Consider the following 6,084-nt stretch of genomic DNA (forward strand, 5'->3'; position numbering starts at 1 on the left):
GGCAGATGAAAGGAACTGAACAATGTTACCTCAGATAAAAGACATCCTGTTCGCGACCGACCTGTCGGCAAACGCAGACAATGCTTTGCGCCACGCCATTGCTTTGGCGCAGACGCATGATGCAAGAGTTCACGTTCTGCATGTGACCGAACCGTTGACTCAGGACGCAATCATGACGCTGCGGATGTTCATCCAGGATGATGCATCGCGAAAGCATGCGATCAGGGAACGGCACGCGTCCATAAAGGACATGCTGAAGGCCAACCAGAAGGCCTTTGTCAGTTCGCTGAGCAAGGAAGAAAAGCAGGCCTACGAAAAGGTTGCGTCAGTTGAACTGGTCGATGGTCACCCGGCGGAAGCGATCCTGCAAAGAGCCAAGGACCTTGATTGCGGGCTGATCGTCATGGGAACGCATGAACATGGAACGGGTCACACATTTATCGGTACCGTCGTCAAACGGGTGCTTCGACGATCCAGAATCCCGACACTTGTCGTACCTCATGTGCACTAGAATTACCCTCCTGGACTGAACTTAGGCGGCCAAACGGTCGCCTTTTTTTCAGCGATCCTTAGCGCCATGGCGGCCTTTCTGGTGTTGGCACTTGATGGATGCAGTGGCTTTGAATCCCCTACTGTTTGATGTCTGCGAATTTTGAAGAATAGTAGTAGGCGATAGCCTGCGCCCGGTTCTTAACCGACAGTTTTTCATAAATGTTCGACAGGTGAAATTTCACCGTATTCGTGGAAATCTGCAGGTCCTTGGACAGGTCGCGATTGGACATGCCTTTGGCAAGGGCCTCAAGAATGGCCCTTTCCTTTCGTGACAGGCTGTCTAACGGGTTTCGTTGCATCTTGCGGACATCGATGAAGGGAAAAACCATCTTGCCCGCCGCAACATCGACGCAGGTTTCCAATAACCCTTCGACTTCGCCAGAGCGCGCCGCAAAACCCGCGGCACCCGCCTGCATCGCCAGACGCGGCACATCACCAACTTCATCCCCGTAGATGACAAAACGCGGCGCGTTTTCCTGCTCTCGCAGCACTTCTATGAGTTTCGCGGCGCCCAGAACCGGCAAATCCCAAGCGACGATGCAGACCTTTACCGGCACCCGCATCACCGCGCCCAGGAAGCCCTCGGCAGTTGCCGATGTTGCGACCAAAGAGAATCGGGGATCGCGTTCGAAGATCTCGGACATCGCCGATAACACCAGCGGATTGTTGTCAGCGAGCATGACGGCAATTGGAGAACGCTGAGTTCCAGTCATTGTAATTCCACCTAAAATTTTCAAAACCTACCCGTTTTGGCAGTAGGTTTCTTTGTATGCATCGGTATCCTTACCAGTTTGGGTAGGTTTTTTCCCATCTATTTGGAAGCCCCGTAGCAGTAGTAAGTTACGTTGCGGACCAAAGCAAGTATCGCTTTTCTACACGTCAGCGAAAGACACGGGGCCAGCAATTGCCCCTGATGAAGTGGAGACCGTCAATGACGTTTCAGATTTTCCCCCAGCTCGAAATCCCCGAGACGTTGGCGGCTGGCCCCGGGCCGGGTAACACGGATGCCCGCGTGTTGCAGGCATTCTCCGGCGCCGGAGTGGCCGATCACATGCAAGCAGACGTTCTGCGTGGAATGGTCGAATGCAAGCACATGCTGCGCGAGATCTGGGGCACCAGAAACGCGTATACCTTTGCTGTGGCTGGCACCGGCTGGAGCGGGCTGGACACCATGTTCTCGGCCGTCATGCCGGGTGACAAGGTTGTCGCTTTCTCGAACGGAACCTTTTCGGGCATCGACTCGCTGACACTCCGGATCAAGGCAGCAACACCGCAGGAACACGCCGCCGATCCACTCGATCCGAAGGCTGCCAGCGTAATCGTCATTGATGTACCGCACGGCCAGCCGGTCACCGCCGAAACAATCGAGGCCGTTTTGGCCGAGCACAAGCCGAAGTGGGCCTTCATGGCGCATTGGGAAACCGGTTCAGGCCGTATCAACGATCTGCGCGGGTTCTCGGATGCGTGCGAACGCCATGGCGTCATGGGGCTGATCGATGCCGTCTCGTCGCTTGGGGTCGAGAATTTCCGGATCGACGATTTTCCCGGTGTCGCCGGGTGGGCCTCGTGCCCACAAAAAGGTTTGTGTTGCCTGCCGCTGACCTATGCGCCCGTCAGCTTTACCGCTGCCTACATCGACTCGCTGAAAAGCACCGGCGCTTACACCTATGTGCACAACCCGATTTTCGAGGCGCGCCATTGGGGAATTGTCGATGGTCGGGATGTCGAAAAGGGCACCTATCACCGGACCCATTCAGGCTATGCCGTCGCTGCCTTTCATGAATCACTGCGCCTCACTCTGCAGGAAGGGCTGGCAAAGCGGTCAAATGCGTACCGGACCCACGAAAACGTTCTGCGCGATGCCGTAACTGCGATGGGATGCGAAGTCACATCGGACATGCCCAGCCTCGTCGTACTCAACCTGCCGCCGGAACTGGCCGGCCGTGAAATGGAACTGGTCCAGAACTGCCGCGCGCGCGGCTTTGGCATATGGCCGACACTGAGCGCGCCAGTACAGGTGCGGATCGGTATTCTCAACCAATTGAACCGCCAAGCCGTCAGCCGGATCGTGCGTCTGTTTGCCGAAGCCCTGCGGGAGCTCGGAGGTCAGGTGGACAACGACGTCGTCGAGGCTTTGCTCGAGAGCCGTTACGGCACTTCGATCGCCGCCTGAATTGCGCTGCAGAAAAGAGAGAACTCCAAATGGACATTCATGAGTATCAGGCGAAAGAAATTCTTTCGAATTTCGGGGTCGAAGTTCCTTCGGGAGCGTTGGCCTACAGCCCGGAGCAGGCCGCTTATCGCGCCCGCGAATTGGGCGGCGACAAATGGATCGTCAAGGCACAGGTCCACGCCGGCGGTCGCGGCAAGGCGGGCGGCGTCAAGCTTTGCAATAGCGAAGGCGAGATCTACGAAGCATGCGATGACCTGTTCGGTCGAAAGCTGGTAACCCATCAGACCGGCCCCGAGGGCAAGGGCATCTATCGCGTCTATGTGGAAAGCGCGGTGCCGATCGATCGCGAGATTTATCTTGGTTTCGTGCTTGATCGCTCCAGCCAGCGGATCATGATTGTTGCATCCTCTGAAGGTGGCATGGAGATCGAGGAGATTTCGGCGGAAAAACCCGAAAGTATCGTGCGCTCCACAGTGGAACCGGCAGTAGGTTTGCAGGAATTCCAGGCCCGGGAGATTGCCTTCAACCTTGGTCTGGAACCCCGCCTGATTCAGCAAATGGTCCGCACATTGCAAGGGTGTTATGCCGCATTCAGTGAACTGGACGCGACCATGGTGGAAATCAATCCCCTGGTAATCACCGGCGACGATCGGGTTCTGGCGCTTGACGCCAAGATGAGCTTTGACGACAACGCCCTGTTCCGTCATCCGCAAATCTCTGAACTGCGCGATAAAAGTCAGGAAGACCCGCGCGAAAGCCGTGCGGCGGACCGCGGCCTGTCCTATGTCGGGCTCGAGGGCAATATTGGGTGCATCGTGAATGGCGCCGGCCTTGCGATGGCCACGATGGACACGATCAAGCTGGCTGGTGGTGAGCCTGCAAACTTCCTCGACATTGGCGGCGGCGCTTCGCCCGAACGGGTGGCCAAGGCGTTCCGTCTTGTCCTGTCAGACAAGAACGTTCAGGCGGTGCTGGTCAATATCTTTGCGGGCATCAACCGCTGTGACTGGGTTGCCGAAGGTGTCGTGCAGGCGCTGCGCGAATTGCAGATCGATCTGCCCGTCATAGTTCGCCTTGCCGGAACGAATGTCGAGGAAGGTCAAAAGATTCTTGCGAAATCGGGCCTGCCAATCATCCGTGCAACAACTCTGATGGAAGCCGCTGAACGCGCCGTGAGCGCGTGGAAGCACGATCTGACCCATAACACCCAGATGAGGGCCGTGTAATGAGCATTCTTCTCGATCGCGAAAGCCGCGTAATCGTTCAGGGCATAACCGGTCGCATGGCAAGGTTCCACACCAAGGACATGCTGGAATATGGCACCAACGTTGTCGGCGGGGTTGTTCCCGGCAAGGGCGGCGAAACCGTCGAAGGCGTTCCGGTCTTTGACACGGTCAAACAAGCCGTCGAAGCAACCGGCGCCAATGCCAGCCTGGTGTTTGTACCACCGCCGTTTGCCGCGGATTCGATCATGGAAGCCGCTGACGCCGGTATCCGCTATTGCGTGTGCATCACCGACGGCATTCCGGCGCAGGACATGATCCGCGTCAAGCGTTACATGTACCGTTATCCGAAAGAGCGGCGCATGGTTCTGACCGGCCCCAATTGCGCAGGTACGATCAGCCCGGGCAAAGCGCTGCTGGGGATCATGCCGGGCCATATCTATCTGCCTGGCCCTGTCGGCATCATCGGACGTTCGGGCACGCTGGGTTATGAGGCGGCGGCGCAGTTGAAGGAACGCGGCATCGGTGTTTCGACCAGCGTCGGAATTGGCGGCGACCCGATCAACGGCTCGTCTTTCCGCGACATCCTGGAACGCTTCGAGCAGGACGAGGACACCGACGTGATCGCCATGATCGGAGAAATCGGCGGACCTCAGGAGGCGGAAGCCGCAGAATATATCCGCAATCACGTCACAAAGCCCGTGGTGGCCTATGTCGCTGGCCTGACCGCTCCCAAAGGGCGAACGATGGGCCATGCTGGTGCGATCATCTCGGCCTTTGGCGAAAGTGCGTCGGAAAAGGTGGAAATCCTTTCGGCCGCAGGCGTGACCGTGGCTGAAAACCCCGCTGTGATTGGCGAAACCATCGCCCGTGTCATGGGAAAGGCAGCGTGATGGTCAAACCCTCTGTCCTTGTCACCCGTCGTTGGCCCGCCGCCGTCGAGGCGCAACTGATGGAGAGCTATGACGCAGTTCTGAATACCGGGGACAAACCTTTGACCCCGGCGGAAATTCGCGAAGCGCTCAAACGGTATGATGCGGTTCTACCGACTGTGACCGATACACTGAATGCCGAAGCACTGGACGTACCGTCGGCGCAAACCAGGATCCTGGCCAACTACGGTGTTGGGTACAGCCACATTTGCGAGCCTGCGGCACGCGACCTGGGAATGACCGTCACCAATACACCCGACGTGCTTTCAGAATGTACTGCCGATCTCGCGATGACGTTGTTGCTCATGGTTGCCCGCCGAGCAGGCGAAGGAGAACGAGAGTTGCGCGCGGGCCAATGGACAGGATGGCGGCCCACACATCTTGTCGGCACCAAAGTCAGCGGCAAGACATTGGGCATCATCGGTTTCGGTCGAATCGGCCAGGAAATGGCCCGTCGCGCCCATCACGGGTTTGGCATGAAAATTCTTGTACAGAACCGGTCGCGTGTCTCGTCGGAGATTCTGAACCAATGCAATGCAACGCAGGTCGACACCATCGACGACTTGCTGCCGCAATGCGATTTTGTCTCGCTGCACTGCCCCGGAGGTGCCGCCAACCGGCATCTGATCGACGGTCGCCGTCTCGACTTGATGAAGCCTGACGCCTACCTGATCAATACCGCCCGCGGCGAGGTCATCGATGAACATGCCCTGATCCAGGCCCTCATGTTTGACACTATCGGCGGCGCAGCGCTCGACGTCTTCGACGGAGAACCCCACGTCAGCCCGGACCTGTTGCATTGCGACAATCTGGTCATGCTGCCCCATCTGGGAAGCGCCACCCGAGAAGCGCGCGAAGCCATGGGATTTCGCGTTCTGGACAATCTGAGCGATTTCTTCGAGGGACGCCCGCCGCGTGACCGGGTGATCTGACACAGACAACATCTTGGGCAACAGGCAGGTACGGGTCCAAACGGCTTTCGCAAAGTGATTGTGACGAGGTCCAGACCTGCTCTGCCCCTGCCCCCCAGTTTTGCTGTTCCGGACCGGAACGACCAACACAATTCGAAAGGTTTCGACATGAATGCCCCCTATCGTACCGACGATTTTTTCACCCAATCTCTCGCGGATCGTGATCCTGAGCTTTACGGCTCGATCGCGTCGGAGCTTGGCCGTCAGCGCGACGAGATCGAGCTGATCGCGTC

Annotated in this window: 6 protein-coding genes; 5 read left to right on the top strand and 1 reads right to left on the bottom strand. The window is 57.7% G+C overall.

What is annotated here, in order from left to right:
* Window positions 1–22 precede the first annotated feature (22 nt).
* Window positions 23–511 carry a universal stress protein gene (locus tag AC2FMY_RS18165; RefSeq protein ID WP_480751835.1) on the top strand — a complete coding sequence of 163 codons (489 nt, stop codon included), beginning with the start codon at window positions 23–25 and terminating at the stop codon, window positions 509–511.
* A 118-nt stretch (window positions 512–629) separates the two neighbouring features.
* Here AC2FMY_RS18165 and AC2FMY_RS18170 read toward each other — a convergent pair whose 3' ends face one another.
* Window positions 630–1,265 carry a response regulator transcription factor gene (locus AC2FMY_RS18170; protein WP_496747882.1) on the bottom strand — a complete coding sequence of 212 codons (636 nt, stop codon included), beginning with the start codon at window positions 1,263–1,265 and terminating at the stop codon, window positions 630–632.
* Between the two features lie 218 nt (window positions 1,266–1,483).
* Between AC2FMY_RS18170 and AC2FMY_RS18175 the strand changes: the two genes are divergently transcribed.
* The 4 genes from AC2FMY_RS18175 to AC2FMY_RS18190 are packed head-to-tail and all read left to right on the top strand — an operon-like array spanning window position 1,484 to window position 5,812.
* Window positions 1,484–2,725 carry a pyridoxal-phosphate-dependent aminotransferase family protein gene (locus tag AC2FMY_RS18175; protein ID WP_496807849.1) on the top strand — a complete coding sequence of 414 codons (1,242 nt, stop codon included), beginning with the start codon at window positions 1,484–1,486 and terminating at the stop codon, window positions 2,723–2,725.
* 29 nt (window positions 2,726–2,754) lie between these two features.
* Window positions 2,755–3,951, top strand: a complete 1,197-nt coding sequence (locus tag AC2FMY_RS18180) for a malate--CoA ligase subunit beta (RefSeq protein WP_496747879.1) — start codon at window positions 2,755–2,757, stop codon at window positions 3,949–3,951.
* Window positions 3,951–4,841 carry a succinate--CoA ligase subunit alpha gene (gene sucD, locus AC2FMY_RS18185; RefSeq protein WP_496807850.1) on the top strand — a complete coding sequence of 297 codons (891 nt, stop codon included), beginning with the start codon at window positions 3,951–3,953 and terminating at the stop codon, window positions 4,839–4,841. Before AC2FMY_RS18180 ends, sucD begins: the two co-directional genes overlap by 1 nt.
* A complete protein-coding gene (locus AC2FMY_RS18190) occupies window positions 4,841–5,812 on the top strand; it encodes a 2-hydroxyacid dehydrogenase (RefSeq protein ID WP_496747909.1) in 972 nt (323 codons plus the stop codon). The genes sucD and AC2FMY_RS18190 overlap by 1 nt, the downstream gene beginning before the upstream one ends.
* The last annotated feature ends 272 nt before the right edge of the window (window positions 5,813–6,084 follow it).

Source organism: Ruegeria sp. YKSE079, from assembly GCF_059612845.1.